Annotated in this window: 19 protein-coding genes; 13 read left to right on the forward strand and 6 right to left on the reverse strand. The window is 70.9% G+C overall.

Annotated elements, in window-relative coordinates; translation table 11 throughout:
• Positions 1 to 6: 6 nt before the first annotated feature.
• On the reverse strand, positions 7 to 756 hold the full coding sequence (locus AC07RV_RS29295; RefSeq protein WP_296781329.1) for a FadR/GntR family transcriptional regulator: 750 nt from the start codon (positions 754 to 756) through the stop codon (positions 7 to 9).
• Positions 757 to 927: 171 nt separating this feature from the next.
• On the opposite strand from AC07RV_RS29295, the gene AC07RV_RS29300 reads away from it, so the two are divergent.
• The 5 genes from AC07RV_RS29300 to AC07RV_RS29320 all read left to right on the forward strand — a co-directional run bounded on the left by AC07RV_RS29300 (position 928) and on the right by AC07RV_RS29320 (position 5,593).
• Positions 928 to 2,667, forward strand: coding sequence for an IlvD/Edd family dehydratase (locus AC07RV_RS29300; protein ID WP_296781328.1), 1,740 nt, complete (start codon positions 928 to 930; stop codon positions 2,665 to 2,667).
• 8 nt (positions 2,668 to 2,675) lie between these two features.
• Positions 2,676 to 3,587, forward strand: a complete 912-nt coding sequence (locus AC07RV_RS29305; protein WP_296781327.1) for a 2-dehydro-3-deoxygalactonokinase — start codon at positions 2,676 to 2,678, stop codon at positions 3,585 to 3,587.
• Complete coding sequence (locus tag AC07RV_RS29310) at positions 3,584 to 4,225, forward strand: 2-dehydro-3-deoxy-6-phosphogalactonate aldolase (RefSeq protein WP_296781326.1); 642 nt, start codon at positions 3,584 to 3,586, stop codon at positions 4,223 to 4,225. Before AC07RV_RS29305 ends, AC07RV_RS29310 begins: the two co-directional genes overlap by 4 nt.
• Positions 4,226 to 4,260: 35 nt before the next feature.
• Positions 4,261 to 4,998 carry an aldolase gene (locus AC07RV_RS29315; RefSeq protein ID WP_296781325.1) on the forward strand — a complete coding sequence of 246 codons (738 nt, stop codon included), beginning with the start codon at positions 4,261 to 4,263 and terminating at the stop codon, positions 4,996 to 4,998.
• A gap of 280 nt (positions 4,999 to 5,278) precedes the next feature.
• A complete protein-coding gene (locus AC07RV_RS29320; protein ID WP_203202122.1) occupies positions 5,279 to 5,593 on the forward strand; it encodes a hypothetical protein in 315 nt (104 codons plus the stop codon).
• 63 nt (positions 5,594 to 5,656) lie between these two features.
• On the opposite strand, the gene AC07RV_RS29325 is transcribed toward AC07RV_RS29320, so the two are convergent.
• The 4 genes from AC07RV_RS29325 to AC07RV_RS29340 all read right to left on the reverse strand — a co-directional run bounded on the left by AC07RV_RS29325 (position 5,657) and on the right by AC07RV_RS29340 (position 9,743).
• Positions 5,657 to 6,364 (reverse strand): SDR family oxidoreductase, encoded by a 708-nt coding sequence (locus AC07RV_RS29325; protein WP_296781324.1) that lies wholly within the window; start codon positions 6,362 to 6,364, stop codon positions 5,657 to 5,659.
• A gap of 33 nt (positions 6,365 to 6,397) precedes the next feature.
• Positions 6,398 to 7,813, reverse strand: coding sequence for an MATE family efflux transporter (locus AC07RV_RS29330; protein WP_296781323.1), 1,416 nt, complete (start codon positions 7,811 to 7,813; stop codon positions 6,398 to 6,400).
• Between the two features lie 28 nt (positions 7,814 to 7,841).
• A complete protein-coding gene (locus tag AC07RV_RS29335) occupies positions 7,842 to 9,176 on the reverse strand; it encodes an MFS transporter (RefSeq protein ID WP_296781322.1) in 1,335 nt (444 codons plus the stop codon).
• 111 nt (positions 9,177 to 9,287) lie between these two features.
• Positions 9,288 to 9,743, reverse strand: a complete 456-nt coding sequence (locus AC07RV_RS29340) for a MarR family winged helix-turn-helix transcriptional regulator (RefSeq protein WP_093340068.1) — start codon at positions 9,741 to 9,743, stop codon at positions 9,288 to 9,290.
• A gap of 56 nt (positions 9,744 to 9,799) precedes the next feature.
• Here AC07RV_RS29340 and AC07RV_RS29345 point away from each other — a divergent pair, with 56 nt between their 5' ends.
• Positions 9,800 to 10,348: a PaaI family thioesterase gene (locus AC07RV_RS29345; RefSeq protein WP_296781321.1), complete on the forward strand. Its 549-nt coding sequence runs from the start codon at positions 9,800 to 9,802 to the stop codon at positions 10,346 to 10,348.
• A gap of 27 nt (positions 10,349 to 10,375) precedes the next feature.
• On the opposite strand, the gene argC is transcribed toward AC07RV_RS29345, so the two are convergent.
• Positions 10,376 to 11,305: an N-acetyl-gamma-glutamyl-phosphate reductase gene (gene argC / locus AC07RV_RS29350; RefSeq protein ID WP_296781320.1), complete on the reverse strand. Its 930-nt coding sequence runs from the start codon at positions 11,303 to 11,305 to the stop codon at positions 10,376 to 10,378.
• A gap of 82 nt (positions 11,306 to 11,387) precedes the next feature.
• On the opposite strand from argC, the gene AC07RV_RS29355 reads away from it, so the two are divergent.
• From AC07RV_RS29355 to AC07RV_RS29385, 7 genes are all read left to right on the forward strand, one after another.
• On the forward strand, positions 11,388 to 12,287 hold the full coding sequence (locus AC07RV_RS29355; RefSeq protein ID WP_296781319.1) for a LysR family transcriptional regulator: 900 nt from the start codon (positions 11,388 to 11,390) through the stop codon (positions 12,285 to 12,287).
• A gap of 124 nt (positions 12,288 to 12,411) precedes the next feature.
• Positions 12,412 to 13,458: a Fe(3+) ABC transporter substrate-binding protein gene (locus AC07RV_RS29360; RefSeq protein WP_057595618.1), complete on the forward strand. Its 1,047-nt coding sequence runs from the start codon at positions 12,412 to 12,414 to the stop codon at positions 13,456 to 13,458.
• Positions 13,459 to 13,582: 124 nt separating this feature from the next.
• A complete protein-coding gene (locus AC07RV_RS29365; protein ID WP_296781318.1) occupies positions 13,583 to 15,292 on the forward strand; it encodes an ABC transporter permease in 1,710 nt (569 codons plus the stop codon).
• Positions 15,289 to 15,975, forward strand: coding sequence for an ABC transporter ATP-binding protein (locus AC07RV_RS29370; protein ID WP_296781317.1), 687 nt, complete (start codon positions 15,289 to 15,291; stop codon positions 15,973 to 15,975). Before AC07RV_RS29365 ends, AC07RV_RS29370 begins: the two co-directional genes overlap by 4 nt.
• Before the next feature lie 102 nt (positions 15,976 to 16,077).
• Positions 16,078 to 16,773 (forward strand): glutathione S-transferase family protein, encoded by a 696-nt coding sequence (locus tag AC07RV_RS29375; RefSeq protein ID WP_296781316.1) that lies wholly within the window; start codon positions 16,078 to 16,080, stop codon positions 16,771 to 16,773.
• Positions 16,774 to 16,834: 61 nt separating this feature from the next.
• Positions 16,835 to 17,248, forward strand: a complete 414-nt coding sequence (gloA, locus tag AC07RV_RS29380) for a lactoylglutathione lyase (RefSeq protein WP_093340085.1) — start codon at positions 16,835 to 16,837, stop codon at positions 17,246 to 17,248.
• A gap of 6 nt (positions 17,249 to 17,254) precedes the next feature.
• Complete coding sequence (locus tag AC07RV_RS29385) at positions 17,255 to 17,851, forward strand: DUF1697 domain-containing protein (protein WP_296781315.1); 597 nt, start codon at positions 17,255 to 17,257, stop codon at positions 17,849 to 17,851.
• The last annotated feature ends 24 nt before the right edge of the window (positions 17,852 to 17,875 follow it).

A 17,875-nucleotide genomic window follows, 5' to 3' on the forward strand; every position in this document is an offset into this window, starting at 1 on the left:
CGCCTGCTAGAGCGCGAAGGCCTTGAGCTGGGTCGCGGGCCGGCTGATGCGCGGGATCTTGCGGCGCGAGGCCAGCACGGTCTCGATGTCCTGGCGCGCGCCGTCGATCAGCACCAGCACCGCCTTCTCGGCGCGTGCCGGGTTGCGCGCGATCACCGCGTCGAGCACCGCGCGGTGCAGCGGCAGCGAGCTCGCGGGACCGTTCTTGCGCGTGGTCGAGATCTCGAAGCTGGTGCGCAGCAGCGCGCCGAGCGCGCGGCTCATCTGCACCAGCATGCGGTTGTGGCTGGAGCGGATCAGCCCCTGGTGGAAGCGCAGGTCGGGCGTGATGTAGTCGCCGCCGAACTCGATGGCCTGCTTCATGCCGGCGTAGGCCTCCTCCATGTCGGCGATGTCCGCGGGCGTGGCGCGCGAGGCGGCCAGCGCCACCGCGGCCGGCTCGACCACGCGGCGCAGGTCCTGCAGGTCGCGCAGGAATTCGATCGACAGGCCGGCCTGCGTCTGCCACACGATGACGTCGGCATCGAACCAGTTCCACTGGTCGGGCGGCTGCACGCGCGTGCCGACCTTGGGGCCGGTGGTGACCAGGCCCTTGGCGATCAGCGACTTGATGGATTCGCGCACCACGGTGCGGCTCACGCCGAGTTCCTCGCACAGGATCGGCTCGGGCGGGATCGCGGCGCCGGGCGCGTAGCGGCCCGCGACGATGTCGCTGCCGAGCCGATCGACCGTGTTGCCGTGGACGTTCTTGATCATGCGAAGCCGTTGGTTGTGCGACGCGGCCAAGGCCGCCCGGCGCGCCCCGCTCGCTCGGAAACCCTGAGCGCCCCGCCAGGACAGCGCGCTTATCATATGATGATTGAAAATGCGGTTCGGCAGGACAAACCCTGACCCCGCGGCGCCTTCCCGCAACCGGAGACACCCTCGATGAGCACCCCTCCCAAGAAGAAGAATCCCGAAGAGCTGCGCAGCCAGCAGTGGTTCGGACGACACGACCGCGACGGCTTCATCTACCGAAGCTGGATGAAGGGCAAGGGCGTGCCGCACGACCAGTTCGACGGCCGCCCGGTCATCGGCATCTGCAACACCTTCAGCGAACTCACGCCCTGCAACTCGCACTTCCGCACGCTCGCGGAGCAGGTGAAGATCGGTGTCTACGAGGCCGGCGGCTTCCCGCTCGAGTTCCCCGTGATGTCGCTCGGCGAGACCTTGTTGCGCCCCACCGCCATGCTCTATCGCAACCTCGCGAGCATGGACGTGGAGGAAAGCATCCGCGGCAATCCGCTCGATGGCGTGGTGCTGCTCATGGGCTGCGACAAGACCACACCCGCGCTGATGATGGGCGCGGCCAGCGTCGACCTGCCGACCATCGGCGTGTCGGGCGGCCCGATGCTGTCGGGCAAGTGGCGCGGCCAGGAGCTCGGCTCGGGCACCGGCGTGTGGCAGATGAGCGAGCAGGTGCGCGCCGGCACGCTCAAGCTGCAGGACTTCTTCGAGGCCGAGAGCTGCATGCACCGCAGCCATGGCCACTGCATGACGATGGGCACCGCGAGCACCATGGCCAGCATGGTCGAATCGCTGGGCATCGGCCTGCCGGGCAACGCGGCCTTCCCGGCCGTCGACGGCCGCCGCAACGTGCTCGCGCGCGAGGCGGGCCGGCGCATCGTCGGCATGGTCCACGAGGACCTGAACATGTCGAAGATCCTGACGCGCCAGGCGATCGAGAACGCGATCAAGGTCAACGCCGCGATCGGCGGCTCGACCAACTTCGTGATCCACCTGCTGGCGATCGCCGGGCGCATCGGCGTCGAGCTCACGCTCGACGACTTCGACCGCCTGGCCTCCGAGCTGCCCTGCATCCTGAACCTGCAACCTTCGGGCCAGTTCCTGATGGAGGACTTCTGCTATGCCGGCGGCCTGCCGGTGGTGATCAAGGAGATCGCCGACCACCTGCACAAGGACATCCTCACCGTCACTGGCCGCAGCGTGTGGGAGAACGTGAAGGACGCCGAGAACTACAACCCGCAGGTGATCCGCACCCAGGCCGAGCCCTTCAAGGACAAGGCCGGCATCTGCGTGCTGCGCGGCAACCTCGCGCCCAACGGCGCGATCATCAAGCCCAGCGCGGCCACGCCCGAACTGCTGGTGCACAAGGGCCGCGCGGTGGTGTTCGAGAGCGCCGACGACCTGCACCGCCGCATCGACGACGAGAGCCTCGACATCGACGAGCACTGCGTGATGGTGCTCAAGAACTGCGGCCCCAAGGGCTACCCCGGCATGGCCGAGGCCGGCAACATGCCGCTGCCGCCCAAGGTGCTGCGCAAGGGCATCACCGACATGGTCCGCATCAGCGACGCGCGCATGAGCGGCACCGCCTACGGCACCGTGGTGCTGCACACCGCGCCCGAGGCCGCGGCCGGCGGCCCGCTGGCGCTGGTGCAGAACGGCGACATCGTCGAGCTCGACGTGCCGAACCGCAAGCTGCACCTGCACGTGAGCGACGAGGAACTGGCGCGCCGGCGCGCCGCCTGGGTCGCGCCGAAGGCACCGCTCGATTCGGGCTACTGGAAGCTCTACGTCGACACCGTGCTGCAGGCCGACGAAGGCGCCGACCTCTCGTTCCTGCGCGGCCGCCGCGGTGCCTTCGTGCCGCGCGACAACCACTGATGGCGGCGATGGCAGGTCCATTGGTCGCGGTCGACTGGGGCACGAGCTCGCTGCGCGGCGCGCTGATCGCGGCCGACGGCACGGTGCGCGAGGAGCGCAGCGACGCGCGCGGCATCCTCGCGGTGCCGGCGGGCGGCTTCCCCGCGGTGTTCGAGCAGCTGTTCGGCGACTGGATGCGCGAGAGCGGCGCGCGCTGCCTGATCTCGGGCATGGCCGGCAGCAAGCAGGGCTGGGTCGAGGCACCCTACTGCGCCTGCCCCGCGGGCCGCGTCGAGGTCGGCCGCAGCATCATCGCCATCGACGCCATTCCCGGCCAGCGCATCGCGATGGTGCCGGGCCTGCGCGACGAGCACGACGGCGTGCCCGACGTGATGCGCGGCGAGGAGGTGCAGATCTTCGGCGCGCTGTCGCTGCTGGGCCGCGACGAAGGCCTGTTCGTGCTGCCGGGCACGCACAACAAGTGGGCCATGGTGAAGAAGGGCCGCGTGACCGGCTTTCGCACCTTCATGACCGGCGAGTTCTATGCGCTGCTGAGCCAGCACTCGATCCTCGCGCGCACGCTCGATGCGTCGGCACCGCTCGACGAGGCCGCCTTCGTCGAGGGCGTGACCCGCGCCGACAACGGCCAGGGCCTGCTGCACAACGCCTTCGGCGCGCGCACGCTGGCGCTGTTCGATCGCATGCCGCGCGCCGAGCTCGCGAGCTATCTCTCGGGCCTGCTGATCGGCGAGGAGCTGCGCACCCAGTCGCTGCAGGCCGCGGGCGAGGTGGTGCTGATCGGCTCGCCCGCCCTCACCCAGCGCTATGCGCTCGCGCTGCGCACCAGCGGCACGGCCACGCGCTCGCTGGGCGCCGAAGCCACCTGGGCCGGGCTGCATGCGCTGTCCGGCTTCCTCGATTCCTCCGCCACCCCATCATGACCACGCCCTTCGACAAATTCGACGCCGCCCTGCGCACCTTGCCGCTGGTGGCCATCCTGCGCGGGCTCGAGCCGCATGAAGCCGATGCCGTCGGCGACGCCATCGTCGAGCCCGGCTTCCAGCTGCTCGAGGTGCCGCTCAATTCGCCGCAGCCGCTCGACAGCATCGCGCGGCTGCGCGCGCGCTTTCCGCAGGCGCTGGTCGGTGCCGGCACGGTGCTCGATGCGCAGCAGGTGCGCGAGGTGCAGGCGGCCGGCGGCGAGTTGATCGTGTCGCCGAACTTCGATGCCGCCGTGGTGCGCGAGGCCGCCCGCCTGGGCCTGGTCTGCCTGCCCGGCGTGATGACCCCGACCGAGGCCTTCGGCGCGCTCGCCGCGGGCGCCACCGGACTCAAGCTGTTCCCGGCCGAGCTGGCCTCGCCCGCGGTGGTGAAGGCGCTGCTGGCCGTGCTGCCGCGCGGCACGCCGCTGATGCCCGTGGGCGGCATCACGCCCTCGAACATGACCGAGTGGCGCGAGGCCGGTGCCTCCGGCTTCGGCATCGGCTCGGCGCTGTTCAAGCCCGGCAAGAGCGCGCAGGCGGTGCGCGACGATGCGCAGCGCTTCGTCGCGGCCTACACCGGCACGACGCGCGCCTGATTCGATTCCCCCACGCAGAACACCAGAGGATCACGATGTCCGCCGATGCCGACTACGCCAGCCCCGAAGTGCGCCAGCTGCGCGAAGACCTCGCGCTCGCGCTGCGCGCCGCCGCCCACCACGGGCTGTCGGAAGGCGTGTGCAACCACTTCAGCGTGATGCTGCCGGGCCGGCAGGACCGCTACCTGATCAACCCGCGCGGCCTGCACTGGAGCGAGATCGGCGCCGAGGACATCGTGCTGATCGACGTGCACGGCGAGGTGCTCGCGGGCCGCCATCGCGTGGAGCCCACCGCGCTCTTCATCCACGGCGCGGTGCACCGCATCGCGGGCCATGCGGTGGTGCTGCACTGCCACATGCCCTACGCCACCGCGCTCACCATCACGGTCGACCGCGCGCTCGATCCGACCGCGAGCCAGAACGCGATGCGCTACATCGACCGCATCGCCGTCGACCGCGAATACAACGGCCTGGCGCTCGACGACGCCGAGGGCGAACGCATTGCGCGCGCGATGGCGGGCAAGGACGTGGCCTTCCTCGCGAACCACGGCGTGATCGTGGCGGGCGCCACCATCGCCCATGCCTACGACGATCTCTACTACCTCGAGCGCGCCTGCCTGCACCAGGTGATCGCGCAGTCGACGGGCCGCCCGCTGGCACCCGTGAACCGCGAACTGGCCGCGCGCGTGGCGGCGCAGATCCAGGGCGAGCGCGAGCAGTCCGACCTGTTCTTCGAAGCGCTGCGGCGCATGCTGCCCGCGCCGCGCGGCTGAGCCTTTTCGCACCTGTGCCTTGTCGCCGTGCGGCGACAGCGGAAGCCTCTTTGTGTCGAGGCGTTTCCCGTGCTTTCAATTGCCTTGCGGCGCTGGCCGCGGCGCGTTACGTCTTGCGCCGGACGCGGCATTCGCGCGGGCAGAATCCGCCCGGTCGCCGTGAGCGAAGTCCTACGCCCCGGCGTTACAGCGCTTCATCGGATTTCGCCCGCGCCTTACACAGCGTTGACATGAACGCGGGAGGATGACACCCATCAACAACCACTCCCCTGGAGTTGCCATGAAAAAGCTCACCTACGCATTCGGCGCCGCGGCCCTTCTCTCGCTGGCGGCGATCAGCGCTCCGGCCCAGGCGCAGAGCGGCCCCTTCATCCAGGCCCAGGTCTACGTGACCCCGGCGCCGCCGCATCGCCACTACGACCGCCGCTACTACGCGCCCCCGCCGCCGCCCCACTACCACCCGGGCTACCACCGCGGCGACCGCTACTACCGCCATGACCGCTACGAAGGCCGCCGCTACGGACGCCACGACAACGACCGCGACGGCGTGCCGAACCGCTACGACCGCCGGCCCAACAATCCGTACCGCTACTGACGCGGTCGTCTCCAGAAACGAAAAAGCCGGGCCTCGCGCCCGGCTTTTTCATGGCCGCCGCGTTCAGGCCGCGGGCACCTGCGCGTAGGGCGGCGTGTCGCTGGCGAAGCCCTGCTTGAGCCCGCGCGAGATCGCGTCGGCCAGCACCTCGGGCAGGCCCTTCTCCACGCCCTCGTAAGCCAGCCGCGCCACCTCGTCGGGCGAGGTCTTCGGCGCATCGACGTGCGCGGCCATGTCGGTGTCCATGTAGCCCACGTGCACGCTGACCACCTGCGTGCCCTGGCCCGCGAGCTCGTTGCGCAGGCCGTTGCTCAACGACCAGGCGGCCGACTTTGTCGCGCTGTAGGTCGCCACGCTCGGGAAGGTGGTCCAGGCCAGCGCCGACAGCACGTTGACGATGGCACCGCCGCCATTGGCCGCCAGCACCGGCGCGAAGGCGCGCGACAGCGCCCAGGGGCCGAAGAAGTTGGTTTCGAGCTCGGCGCGCGCGGCCGCCACCGAGTCGGGCCCGAGCAGGTTCGAGCCGCGCGAGATGCCGGCGTTGTTGACCAGCACCGAGACGTCGCCGCAGGCGCGCACCGCGGCCTCGATCTGCGCCGGCTGGGTCACGTCGAGCGCCACCGGCACCACGCCGGCCAGGGTGATGGTCTGGGGGTCGCGCGCGGCGCCGTAGACCTTGCGCACACCGGCCGCGAGCGCGGCCTTGGCGAAGGCGAGCCCCAGGCCGCGGTTGGCGCCGGTGATGAAGACGACCGAATCCTTGATGTTCATGGGAGCCCTTTCGAAGTTGGACGAGAAAACGCTTCAGGCCTGCGCCATGCGCCGCAGCAGCCCGCTGGTGGTGCGCGGCCAGCCGACGCGGCCGAACCAGGCGCCGCCGGCGATCGCCGAGCCGATGACCAGGCCGTAGACCACGAGCGCGATGCCCTGGGCCGCGAACACGCCCGTGAGCCCCGCGCCCCAGCGCAGCGCCAGCCAGCCGCCGATGCCCGCCACGGCCAGCCGCGCGAGGTTGCCGATCACCGGCCACAGCAAGCGGCCCGCGCCCTGCGAGGCGAAGTACAGCACCAAACCGACGCCGAAGAAACCGTAGAGCGGGCCCACCACGCGCAGGTAGTGGATGCCGGTGTCGAGCATCGCGGTGTCGTGGCCGAACAGCATCAGCCACGGCCGTGGGAACAGCGCCGCCAGCAGGCCGATGGTCTCGGCCAGCGTGAAGGCCAGCGCGGCGCCGATCCAGGTGGCACGCAGCGCGCGCTCGCGCTGGCCCGCGCCCATGCAGGTGCCGACCATCGCGACCAGCGGCGCGCCCAGGCCGAACACCAGCGGCACCAGCAGGTACTCGAGCCGCGAGGCCGTGCCGTAGCCGGCCAGGGCCTCGGGACCGAAGTGGCCGGTGAGCGCGGTGGCGATGCCGATCGACAGGTTGGTGGCCACGGTCGACACCGTGCCCACGAGGCCCACGCGCAGGATGTCGCGGAAGAAGGGCCAGCGCAGCTTGAGCGCCGCCAGCGCGGGCTTGAGCAGGCTGCGCGGCGAGCGCAGGTAGACGATCAGCGCGATCGAGCCCAGCAGGTAATACAGCAGCAGCGCCATCGCGCCGCCCGCGATGCCCATGCCCGGCAGCGGGCCCCAGCCGAAGATCAGCAGCGGCGAGGCGGGGATCAGGAACACCACGCCCACCACCGTGACGTTGGCCGGCACCGCCATGTTGCCGGTGCCGCGCAGGATCGCCGACAGCGAATTGAACAGCCACACCAGCACCGCGCCCGAGAACACCCAGTTGGAATAGGTCAGGGCCGCCTCGAGCGCCGGGCCGCTGCCGCCCATGATCCCGTAGAGCCAGCGGCCGCCGAACAGCAGCGCGAGCGAGAACAGCACGCCGAAGCCCAGCGCGATGACGATCGCATGCCACACCAGCGAATCGGCATCGGCGCGGCGGCGCGCGCCGAGCGCGCGCGCGATGGCCGAGGAGATGCCGCCGCCCATGGCGCCGCTCGAGGTCATCTGCATCAGCATCACGATCGGGAACACCAGCGCCATGCCGGCCAGTGCATCGGTGCCGAGCTTGCCGACGAAGTAGGTCTCGATCAGGCCGACCGAGGCCTGCGCCACCATCACGAGGACGTTGGGCGCGGCCAGCCGCAGCAGCGTGGGAACGATGGGCGCCTCGAGCAGGCGGCGGGTGCGCGGATCGAGATCGGCGGCGGAAGCGGTCATGGCCTGGGGCTCCGTGGCGTGGGGACGATCAGGCGCGGGCCGTGGCGGGCTGGCCCGCGGCGGAAGGCGTCGCGGGTGCGCCGCCGGCCTTGGGCGCTGCCGGACGGCGGATCGCCATCACCATCAGCGCCGCCAGCAGGCAGGCCGCGCCGGCGACGTAGAGCGCCGGGGTGTAGGTCAGCAGCAGCGTGCGCGCGAAGCCCGCGCCATAGGCCGCGGTGGCGGCGCCGAGCTGGTGCGCGGCGAATACCCAGCCGAACACCATGCCGACCTTGGCCGGGCCGAAGGTGGAGCCCGCGAGCTTGACCGTGGGCGGCACGGTCGCGATCCAGTCGAGGCCGTAGAACATCGCGAACAGGCCCAGGCCGTAGATGGTGAATTCGGAATGCGGCAGCCAGAACAGCGAGAGACCGCGCAGGCCGTAGTACCAGAACAGCAGCTTGCGGTTGTCGTAACGGTCGGACAGCCAGCCCGAGAGGATGGTGCCCACGAAGTCGAAGGCGCCCATCATCGCGAGCACCGAGGCCGCGGGCACCGCGCCCATGCCGTTGTCGCCGCACAGCGAGATGAAGTGGGTCTGCACCAGGCCGTTGGTGCTCAGGCCGCAGATGAAGAAGGTGGCGGCGAGGATCAGGAAGGTGCGGTTGGTCGCGACCTCCTTGAGCACGCGGAACGGCGTGGCGAAGGTGATCGCCGCGGCGGACGCGGCCGGTGCCTGCGGCGCATCGGGGGCTTCACCGAAGGGGCGCAGGCCGACGTCGGACGGCCGGTTGCGCATCAGGCACAGCGCCAGCACGCCGATCAGCAGGCTGCCGATCACGATCGGCACGATGGCCGAGCGCCAGCCCCAGTGCTCGATCATCCAGGCCGCGACCGGCAGGAACGCGAGCTGGCCGGTGGCCGAGCTCGCCGTGAGCATGCCCACCACCAGCCCGCGGCGCGCCACGAACCAGCGGTTGGCCACCACCGCGCCGAGCACCAGCGCCGTCATGCCGGTGCCCAGGCCCAGCATCAGGCTCCACAGCACGAACAGCTGCCACAGCTGCGAGGCCATCGTCACCAGCGCCATGCCCAGGCCGACCAGCGCGAGGCCGGTGCAGATCACCGCGCGCAGGCCCCAGCGCTCCATCAGCACCGCGGCGAACGGACCCATCAGGCCGAACAGCGCGAAGCGCAGCGCGAGCGAGGACGAGATCTGCTCGGTGCTCCAGCCGAACTCCTTGCCGAGCGGCTGCAGCATCGCGCCGGGCAGGCCCAGCGCGGCCGACATCGTCAGCATGGTCAGGAAGGTGATCGCGGCGACGATCCAGCCGTAGTGGATGCCGCGGCGCTGCAGCCATGCGGAGACTTGGGTGGCGAACATGGGACCTCTGGAGGAATGGGAATGGAGGAATGGGAGAAAAGAGGGGCCTGGACCGCGGGGCCTGCGGGCGAATGGGGAGTGCGAAGAATGGGAAGCGGGTGCGGCTGCGCGTCAGTCCAGCTCGCAGGCCTGGTCGTCCGCGCCGAGCAGCTCGAGCGATTCGTCGATCAGCAGGTGCAGCGCGAGCACGCGCTCCACGCCCAGCAGCGCATTGAGCTTCTGCTGCGCCGTCTTCCAGTGGGCCAGCGCCTCGCGGCGCTTGGCCTCGCCGCTGTCGGTGAGCTGCACCAGGCGGCTGCGCGCATCGGCGCCCGCGCCCTGCGCGATCCAGCCCGCGGCGATCAGCGGCTGCAGGTTGCGGCTCAGGGTCGAGGGCGTCATCTTGAGTTCACCCGCCAGGTCGACCGGGCGCGAAGGACCGAGCCGCGCCAGATGCGACAGCAGCGAGTACTGCGTGGTCTTGAGTCCGCTGCGTGACACCTCCGCGTCATAGTGCTGCGAGAGGCGGCGCGAGAGCTGGCGCACCTTGAAACTGGTGCAGCCGCGGGGCTTGGTGGGGGCGTCCATGGGCTATTATTGTAGCTGCAACTATTGCATATGCAACCAAATGGAGGAATGACCGCATGACCGAACCCCAGAACCTGCTCGAGACCTGGCTTGCCGAGGAGCGGGACATCATCGCGAAGCTCGAAGCCGGCCCGGGCCCCGGCGTGGCGCGCCCCGAGCAGGTGAGCGGCAAGACCGGCCTCGAGATCATGCAGGCCATGCTGCGCGGCGACATCCCCTATGCCGCCATCGCCAAGACGCTGGACTTCACCGTCATCTCGGTCAGCCCCGGCGTCGCGATCTTCCAGGGCACCCCGCTGCCGCAGCACCTGAACCCGCTGGGCACCATCCACGGCGGCTGGGTCGCCACCCTGCTCGACTCCGCGCTCGGCTGCTCGGTCCACACCATGATGCCGCCCGGTCGCAGCTACACCACGGCCGAACTCGGCGTGAACTACGTGAAGGGCCTCACGCCCAAGGTGCAGCGCGTGCGCGCCGAGGGCAAGGTGATCCACTGCGGGCGGCAGCTCGCGACGGCGGAAGCGCGGCTGGTGGGCGCCGATGGCACGCTGTATGCGCATGCCACGACGACCTGCTTCGTGTTCGAGATTCCGGCGGGACGCTGAGCTTCGGGGTCCGGGCGCTCACCTGCCCTACAGCGCGGGCGCCAGCGCCCCCGCCATCAACCGCAGGTTCTGCACCGCCGCCCCCGCGGCCCCCTTGCCCAGGTTGTCGAGCACCGCGCTCAACACGACCTGCCCTGTGCGCTCGTTGAAAGCCACCGCCAGGCTCATGTCGTTCGTGCCGTTGTGGATCTGCGGATCCAGCTCGGTCGAAGGCGCATCGGCAGACATCGGCAGCACCCGCACATGCGCCGCATCCAGATAGCGCTCCGCCAGGCAGTCATGGATGCGCGCACCCGACACGTCGGCGGGAAGCAGCCGCGCATGCAACCCGATCGTCAGCACGATCCCCTGCCGATAGCTCCCGTAGGCCGGCACGAAGAGGGGCCGCTGCGACAGGCCGGCGTAGGCCTCGATCTCCGGCACATGCTTGTGTTCGAGCGCGAGCCCATAGACCGTCAATGAATGCGCGCCAGCGCCGGCCTCGTGCGCTTCGGCGCCCGCCCTGCCCTGGCCCGAATAGCCCGAGACGGCATGGATGACCAGCGGATAGTCGGCGGGCAGCAGACCCGCGTCCGTCAACGGCCGCAGCAGCGCGATCGCGGCCGTGGGATAGCAGCCGGGATTCGTGACCCGCGATGCCGAGGCGATGCGTTCGCCCTGCCCGGCAGCCAGCTCCGGCAAGCCGTAGACCCAGCCGGGGCTGGTGCGATGCGCCGAGCTCGCATCGATGACGCGCACCGCCGGGTTCTCGATCATCGCCACCGCATCGCGCGCCGCGGCATCGGGCAGGCACAGGATCGCGATGTCGGCCTCGTTGAGCGCGGCGCGGCGCGCGGCCGGGTCCTTGCGCAGATGGGTGGGCAGGGTGCGGATGCGGAATTCCCCGCCGCGCAGCCGGTTCTGCAGATCGAGGCCGGTGGTGCCCTGATCGCCGTCGATGAAGAGGTTGAGGTCCATGGAGCGAGATCGTAGGGACGAGGCCGCGATGGCTCCAGCTAAATATATGGAACCCCAGATTCAAAAAAGATAAATTAGCGCGATGCGGGAACTGAGCCTCGACCATCTGCGCACCCTGGTCGCCATCGCCGACCTCGGGTCGCTGGCCAATGCGGCGCGCGCGCTGCACCTGGCGGCCCCCACCGTCACCGTGCAGATCGCGGAACTGGAGTCGCGCCTCGGCGGCCAGTTGCTGGTTCGCGGGCGCGGGCCCGCGCAGCCGACGGCCCTGGGCGAGCGCTTCATCGCGCGCGCCCGCCGGCTGCTGGCCGATGCCGACGATGCGGTGGAGGACGTGCGGCGCCAGCTCGCGGGGCAGACCGGCCGCGTGCGCGTGGGCGCCTCGACGGGCGCGATCGCGCACCTGCTGCCGCCCGCGCTCGAACGGCTGGCGCGCGACCATCCGGGCATCGAGGTCAACGTGCAGGTGCTGACCTCCAACGACAGCATGGCGCGGCTCGCCGCGGGCAGCCTCGATCTCGCGGTGGTCGCGTTGCCGCAGCCGCCGGTGCGCGGCGTGCACGTCACGCCGCTACGGCGCGAGGCCGTGCTCGCCTTCCTGCCGGCGGCCTGGAAGGCGCCGAAGCGCCTCACGCCGCAATGGCTGGCCGAGCGGCCGCTGATCATGAACGACGCCTCCACGCGGCTCTACCGGCAGACGGCCGAGTGGTTCTCGGCGGCCGGCGTGCATTGCCGGCCGCGCATCGAGCTCAACTACAACGACGCGATCCGCACGCTGGTGGCCGCGGGCTATGGCGCGGCCCTGCTGCCCGAGGAAGCGGACGGGCGCACGCCCGATCCGCGCATCGCGATCCGGCCGCTGAGCCCGGCGCTGTGGCGGCAGCTGGGCCTCGCGGTCGGCGACCGCGACGTCGGCGGCCCGACGCGCTTCGTGCTCGAGGTCCTGCAGGCGTCGAAGGGTCGCGGCGGCCCGGGCGAGTAGGCCTGCGGCTTGTAAGTCCAAACGACGCGCGCCTCTTCTCCCTGTTGATAATCGTTCGCATCGGCGCCGCAGGCCGGCCGCCGCATTGCCCCGAGAACACATCACCGACCTGGAGGATCCCGTCATGACCCAACGCATCGGCGCGCGCGCAGCACACGCCCTGATCGGCGCCACCGGCGCCTGGCTCGCCCTCGCCGCCCTGCCCGCGCATGCGGCGGAAGAGCTCACGCTCTACACCACGCGCGAGCCGGCGCTGATCCAGCCGCTGATCGCGGCCTTCAGCGCGCAGAGCAACATCAAGGTCAACACGGTGTTCGTGAAGGACGGCCTGCTCGAACGCGTGAAGGCCGAGGGCGCGCGCTCGCCGGCCGACGTGCTGATGACGGTGGACATCGGCAACCTGGTCGACCTGGTCGACGGCGGCGTCACGCAACCCGTGAAGTCGGCCGCGCTCGAATCGGCGATCCCCGCCAACCTGCGCGGCGCCGACGGCCAGTGGTTCGCGCTCTCGATGCGCGCGCGCGTGCTCTACGCCGACAAGGCGCAGCCGCTCACGAACTTCCGCTACGAGGACCTCGCCAATCCCAAGTGGAAGGGCAAGGTCTGCATCCGCGCCGGCCAGCATCCCTACAACACCGCGCTGGTGGCCTCGCTGATCGCGCACGACGGCGAAGCCAAGGCCGAGCAGTGGCTGCGCGGCGTGAAGGCCAACCTGGCGCGCAAGGCCACCGGCGGCGACCGCGACGTGGCGCGCGACATCCTCGGCGGCATCTGCGACGTGGGCCTGGCCAACTCCTACTACGTGGGCCAGATGAAGAGCGCCAAGGAAGGCACCGACGCGCGCAAGTGGGGCGATGCCATCAAGGTGGTGCGCCCGACCTTCGCCAAGAGCGGCGGCACCCACGTCAACATCAGCGGCGCGGCGGTGGCGAAGAACGCGCCGCAGCGCGCCAACGCGGTCAAGCTGCTCGAGTTCCTGGTGTCCGAGCCGGCCCAGTCGCTGTATGCCGACGCCAACTACGAATACCCGGTGCGCAAGGGCGTCGCGCTCGACCCGATCATCGGCCAGACCATCGGCGAGCTGAAGGTCGATCCGCTGCCGCTGACCGAGATCGCGAAGTACCGCAAGCAGGCCAGCGCGCTGGTCGACAAGGTCGGCTTCGACCAGTGAGATCGGGGAGCGCTCGAGAAGTAGAAACCGTTCACGCTGAGCCTGTCGAAGCGCCGCACGAGGCTTCGACAAGCTCAGCCCGAACGGTTCTCGTGGATCGACCGGTTCTCTCCGATCGCAGATCATGCTGAGGGCCTCGCGCGGCCCCCGCACGCTGCAGGCGGTGGGCCCGCTGTGGCGCGGGGCCGCGTTGCTCGTGGCGGCCGGCGTGCTCGCGCCGGTGCTCGCCCTGCTGTGGCTCGCGCTCGGGCCCGGCGCCCAGGGTTTCGCGCACTGGCAATCGCTGTTCGCGCACGTGCTGCCGCAGGCCACGCTCAACACGGCCATGCTGCTGGGCGGCGTCGGCCTGCTGGTGCTGATCGTGGGCACCGGCTGCGCCTGGCTGGTCACGGCCTGCGACTTCCCGGGCCGGCGCGTGCTGCACTGGGCGCTGCTGCTGCCGCTGGCCATGCCGACCTACATCGTCGCCTTCGCCTACCTCGACCTGCTGCATCCCATCGGCCCGGTGCAGGGCGCGATCCGCTGGCTGCTCGGCTACGACAGCCCGCGCCAGTTCCGCCTGCCCGACCTGCGCTCGATGGGCGGCGCGGTCTTCGTGCTCGGCTTCGTGCTCTATCCCTACGTCTACATGACGGCGCGCGCGATGTTCATGAGCCAGCCCGCGCACCTGATGGAAGCCGCGCGCATGCTCGGCGAGAACCGGCGCGGCGCTTTCTTCCGCGTCGCGCTGCCGCTGGCGCGCCCGGCACTGGCCGTGGGCCTGAGCCTGGCGCTGCTCGAGACGCTCAACGACATCGGGGCTTCCGAATTCCTCGGCGTGCAGACGCTCACCGTGGCCGTCTACACGACCTGGATCACGCGCTCCGACCTCGCGGGCGCGGCGCAGATCGCCTGCGCCATGCTCGCCATGGTGATCGCGCTGGTCTGGCTCGAACGCAACGGCCGGCGCCACCAGCGCTACGGCTCGGCGCAGCGCATGCGCGCGCTGCAGCCGCGGCCGCTGCGCGGCGCCATGGCCTGGGCCGCCACCGCGGCGGCCTCGCTGCCGGTGCTGATCGGCTTCGTCGCGCCGGCGCTCTACCTGGTCTGGGAAAGCGCCAAGCGGCTGCGCCAGGGCGGCGGCATCTCGCACGGGCTGCTCGCGAGCCTGGCCAACACCATCGCGCTGGCGGCCGGCGTCACCGTGGCCGCGGTGGCGGCCGGGCTGCTGGTGGCCTGGGCCGCGCGCAACCCGGGTGGCCAGGGCGGCAGCGCGCGGCGCGGCCGCTGGCCCGCTCGCGTGGCCACGCTGGGCTATGCGGTGCCGGGCACGGTGCTGGCCATCGGCCTGCTCACGCCGGCGCTGGCCTTCGATGCCGCGCTCGCCACCACGTTCGGCTGGCAGGGCCTGCCGCTGATGGGCGCGGGCGTGGTGCTGGTGGCGGCCTGCACCATCCGCTTCCTCGCGATGCCGGTCGGCAGCATCGAGGCCGGGCTCGCGCGCATTCCGCCGGCCATCGAGCAGGCCGCGCGCCTGCTCGGCGAGACCGCCCTCGGCGCGCTGCGGCGCGTGCACCTGCCGCTGCTGCAGCCCTCGATCGCCGCCGGCGCGCTGCTGGTCTTCGTCGACGCGATGAAGGAACTGCCCGCCACGCTGCTGCTGCGGCCCGCCAACTTCGACACCCTCGCGACCTGGCTCTATGCCGAGGCCGCGCGCGGCACCTACGAGGAAGGCGCGATCGCGGCGCTGCTGATCGTGGCGGCCGGGCTGCTGCCCGTGATGCTGCTGGCGCGCAGCCAGCTCGCGGCCGCGCACGCGGCCGATCCCCTGCCCGTATCCTCCGCCACGCCATGAGCGCCAACCTGCACATCGACGCCCTCCGCCTCGCCTACGACACGCCGCGCGGCCCGCACGTCGTGGTCGACGGCTTCTCGCTCGCACTCGCGGCCGGCGAGATCGCCTGCCTGTTCGGCCCCTCGGGCTGCGGCAAGACCACGGTGCTGCGCGCCATCGCGGGCTTCGAGCCGCTGCGCGCGGGCGAGATCCGGCTCGGCGAGCGCACGCTGTCCTCGCTGCAGCAGCATCTGCCGCCCGAGGCGCGGCGCGTGGGCATGATGTTCCAGGAGTACGCGCTGTTCCCGCACCTCGACGCGGCGCGCAACATCGCCTTCGGGCTGCGCCGGCTGCCGCGCGCGCAACAGCAGGCGCGCGTGGCCGAGATGCTCGCGCTGGTCGGACTGGCCGAGGCCGGCGAGCGCTATCCGCACGAGCTCTCGGGCGGCCAGCAGCAGCGCATCGCGCTGGCCCGCGCGCTGGCGCCCGCGCCGGCGCTGCTGCTGCTCGACGAGCCCTTCTCCAACCTCGACGGCGCCACGCGCGAACGGCTCACGGTGGAGGTGCGCGCGATCCTGCGCCAGGCCGGCCAGACCGCGATCCTCGTGACCCACAACGAGGCCGAGGCGCAGGCCATGGCCGACCGCATCGGCGTGATGCACGGGGGGCGCATCACGCGCTGGATCGAGACCTCGGTCCGCTGAGGCCTAGCACAAGACGCTCTTTTGCCGAATGGGCTTTTCGGGAAAAGGTTGTTCGCCCCCGGAAGAATCCGGCCCCAACCGATTCATCCGGAGCGCCCGCCCATGTCCCAGCCTCTCACCCTCGTCAGCCACCTGCTGTGCCCCTACGTGCAACGCGCCGCGATCGCGCTGCACGAAAAGGGCGTGCCCTTCGAGCGCGTCGTGATCGACCTCTCGGCCAAGCCCGACTGGTTCCTCGCGATCTCGCCGCTGGGCAAGGTGCCGCTGCTGCGCGTGCAACGGCCCGACGGCGGCGAGACCGTGCTGTTCGAGAGCAACGTGATCTGCGAATACATCGAGGAGACCCAGCCCGGCGCGCGGCTGCATCCCGAGGACCCGCTCGCGCGCGCCGAGCACCGCGCCTGGATGGAGTTCGGCTCGGCGATCCTGGCCGACCTCTGGGGCTACGAGACCACCAAGGACGCCGAGGTGTTCGCGCAGAAGCGCCAGGCCCTGGCCGACAAGTTCGCGCGCGTCGAGGCGGCGCTCGGCGCCGGCCCCTTCTTCGCGGGCGAGCGCTTCAGTCTGGTCGACGCGGTGTTCGCGCCGGTGTTCCGCTACTTCGAGGTGTTCGACCGCCTCGTCGACTCGAAGCTCTTCGACGCCCTGCCGCGCGTCGAAGCGTGGCGCAAGGCGCTGGCCGCGCGGCCCAGCGTGCGCGCGGCGGTGGTGCCCGAGTACCCCGAGCACCTGATGGACTTCCTGCGCAAGCACGAGTCGCTGCTGCTCACGCGCGCCGAAGAAGTCCGAGCGGCTTGATCGGCGCGGCGGGAGACCGACAATAGCGGGCTCCCACGACAACACCCACGGACTCCACGCGATGAGACTCCTCCACACCATGCTGCGCGTCGGCAACCTGCAGCGCTCGATCGACTTCTACACGAAGGTGCTCGGCATGAACCTGCTGCGCACCTCCGAGAACCCCGAGTACAAGTACAGCCTGGCCTTCGTCGGCTACGACGAGGGCAACCCCGGCCAGGCCGAGATCGAGCTGACCTACAACTGGGGCACCGAGAGCTACGAGCTCGGCACCGCCTACGGCCACATCGCGCTCGGCGTGCCCGATGCCTACGCGGCCTGCGAGAAGATCAAGGCCGCGGGCGGCAACGTCACGCGCGAAGCCGGCCCCGTGAAGGGCGGCACCACGGTGATCGCGTTCGTGACGGATCCCGACGGCTACAAGATCGAGCTGATCCAGCGCGCCGAGCAGGCGGCCGGCGGCGGATTGCGCTGATCGACGATGGCCACCGGCGCCGCGAAGAAGAAACCGGCCTCGAAAAAGGCCGCTGCCAAGGCCGGCAGCAAGGCCGTGCGCCATGTCGCGCTGCTGCGCGGCGTCAATGTCAACGGCATCACGATCCGCAGCGCCGACCTGCAGGCGCTGTTCGTCGAGCTCGGCTTCGGCGCGGTGCGCACCGTGCTCGCGAGCGGCAACGTGCTGTTCGACACCGACGAGACCGACATCGCCGCGCTGCGCCAGCGCATCGAGCAGGCGCTGCGCGAGCGCTTCGGCTACGAGGCCTGGATCGTGCTGCTCGCGCAGGCCACGGTGGCGCGCATGGCCGCGGGCTATCCCTTCGAGCGCGTCGACGAGGAGCGCCATCCGTACATCGTGTTCGGCTCCGATCCCGCGATGCTCGACGAGGTGATGGCCAAGGCCGAAGAACTCGAGACGTACACCGACCGGCTGCAGCGCGGCGACGGCGTGCTCTATTGGGAGCTGCCGCGCGGCGAGAGCACCGACACGCCGGTGGCGAAGCTGCTCGCGAAGACGCGCTACAAGTCGAGCACCACCACGCGCAACCTGCGCACGGTCGAGAAGCTGATCGCGGGTTGAGCCGGCCAGGGGCCACGGCATAGG

Source organism: Variovorax sp. GW821-FHT09B01, from assembly GCF_059418345.1.

Coding starts and splice junctions, on each gene's coding strand:
- AC07RV_RS29295 (WP_296781329.1), bottom strand. CDS start 756: ATGATCAAGAACGTCCACGGCAACACGGTCGATCGGCTCGGCAGCGAC.
- AC07RV_RS29300 (WP_296781328.1), top strand. CDS start 928: ATGAGCACCCCTCCCAAGAAGAAGAATCCCGAAGAGCTGCGCAGCCAG.
- AC07RV_RS29305 (WP_296781327.1), top strand. CDS start 2,676: ATGGCAGGTCCATTGGTCGCGGTCGACTGGGGCACGAGCTCGCTGCGC.
- AC07RV_RS29310 (WP_296781326.1), top strand. CDS start 3,584: ATGACCACGCCCTTCGACAAATTCGACGCCGCCCTGCGCACCTTGCCG.
- AC07RV_RS29315 (WP_296781325.1), top strand. CDS start 4,261: ATGTCCGCCGATGCCGACTACGCCAGCCCCGAAGTGCGCCAGCTGCGC.
- AC07RV_RS29320 (WP_203202122.1), top strand. CDS start 5,279: ATGAAAAAGCTCACCTACGCATTCGGCGCCGCGGCCCTTCTCTCGCTG.
- AC07RV_RS29325 (WP_296781324.1), bottom strand. CDS start 6,364: ATGAACATCAAGGATTCGGTCGTCTTCATCACCGGCGCCAACCGCGGC.
- AC07RV_RS29330 (WP_296781323.1), bottom strand. CDS start 7,813: ATGACCGCTTCCGCCGCCGATCTCGATCCGCGCACCCGCCGCCTGCTC.
- AC07RV_RS29335 (WP_296781322.1), bottom strand. CDS start 9,176: ATGTTCGCCACCCAAGTCTCCGCATGGCTGCAGCGCCGCGGCATCCAC.
- AC07RV_RS29340 (WP_093340068.1), bottom strand. CDS start 9,743: ATGGACGCCCCCACCAAGCCCCGCGGCTGCACCAGTTTCAAGGTGCGC.
- AC07RV_RS29345 (WP_296781321.1), top strand. CDS start 9,800: ATGACCGAACCCCAGAACCTGCTCGAGACCTGGCTTGCCGAGGAGCGG.
- argC (WP_296781320.1), bottom strand. CDS start 11,305: ATGGACCTCAACCTCTTCATCGACGGCGATCAGGGCACCACCGGCCTC.
- AC07RV_RS29355 (WP_296781319.1), top strand. CDS start 11,388: ATGCGGGAACTGAGCCTCGACCATCTGCGCACCCTGGTCGCCATCGCC.
- AC07RV_RS29360 (WP_057595618.1), top strand. CDS start 12,412: ATGACCCAACGCATCGGCGCGCGCGCAGCACACGCCCTGATCGGCGCC.
- AC07RV_RS29365 (WP_296781318.1), top strand. CDS start 13,583: ATGCTGAGGGCCTCGCGCGGCCCCCGCACGCTGCAGGCGGTGGGCCCG.
- AC07RV_RS29370 (WP_296781317.1), top strand. CDS start 15,289: ATGAGCGCCAACCTGCACATCGACGCCCTCCGCCTCGCCTACGACACG.
- AC07RV_RS29375 (WP_296781316.1), top strand. CDS start 16,078: ATGTCCCAGCCTCTCACCCTCGTCAGCCACCTGCTGTGCCCCTACGTG.
- gloA (WP_093340085.1), top strand. CDS start 16,835: ATGAGACTCCTCCACACCATGCTGCGCGTCGGCAACCTGCAGCGCTCG.
- AC07RV_RS29385 (WP_296781315.1), top strand. CDS start 17,255: ATGGCCACCGGCGCCGCGAAGAAGAAACCGGCCTCGAAAAAGGCCGCT.